General features: G+C 52.0%; 1 rRNA gene. It reads right to left on the reverse strand.

Features of this window, described 5'->3' with window-relative positions:
• Positions 1-1,046, reverse strand: a 23S ribosomal RNA gene (locus tag ACLEIV_RS16840); the annotation flags it as partial.

The raw sequence follows: 1,046 nt of genomic DNA on the forward strand, positions 1-1,046 counted from the left end.
AGTGCATCCGCGGCTTCGGTGCATAGTTTAGCCCCGTTACATCTTCCGCGCAGGCCGACTCGACCAGTGAGCTATTACGCTTTCTTTAAATGATGGCTGCTTCTAAGCCAACATCCTGGCTGTCTGAGCCTTCCCACTTCGTTTCCCACTTAACTATGACTTTGGGACCTTAGCCGGCGGTCTGGGTTGTTTCCCTCTTCACGACGGACGTTAGCACCCGCCGTGTGTCTCCCGGATAGTACTTTACGGTATTCGGAGTTTGCATGGGGTTGGTAAGTCGGGATGACCCCCTAGCCCAAACAGTGCTCTACCCCCGTAAGTATTCGTCCGAGGCTCTACCTAAATAGATTTCGGGGAGAACCAGCTATCTCCCGGTTTGATTGGCCTTTCACCCCCAGCCACAAGTCATCCCCTAATTTTGCAACATTAGTGGGTTCGGTCCTCCAGTTGATGTTACTCAACCTTCAACCTGCTCATGGCTAGATCACCGGGTTTCGGGTCTACTCCTAGCAACTATTCGCCCAGTTAAGACTCGGTTTCCCTACGGCTCCCCTATACGGTTAACCTTGCTACTAAAAGTAAGTCGCTGACCCATTATACAAAAGGTACGCAGTCACCGAACAAGTCGGCTTCCACTGCTTGTACGTACACGGTTTCAGGTTCTATTTCACTCCCCTCACAGGGGTTCTTTTCGCCTTTCCCTCACGGTACTGGTTCACTATCGGTCAGTCAGGAGTATTTAGCCTTGGAGGATGGTCCCCCCATGTTCAAACAGGATATCACGTGTCCCGTCCTACTCGATTTCACTGTAAGTGATGTTTGGTGTACGGGGCTATCACCCACTACGGCCGGCCTTTCCAGGACCATTCCACTACACCACAAACAGCTTAAGGGCTGGTCCCCGTTCGCTCGCCGCTACTAGGGGAATCTCGGTTGATTTCTTTTCCTCGGGGTACTTAGATGTTTCAGTTCTCCCGGTTCGCCTCGCCACGCTATGTATTCACGTGACGATACTGCACTGAATGCAGTGGGTTTCCCCATTCGGA

It is taken from the genome of Oceanisphaera submarina (assembly GCF_046521305.1).
Taxonomy (GTDB): Bacteria; Pseudomonadota; Gammaproteobacteria; order Enterobacterales; family Aeromonadaceae; genus Oceanimonas; species Oceanimonas submarina.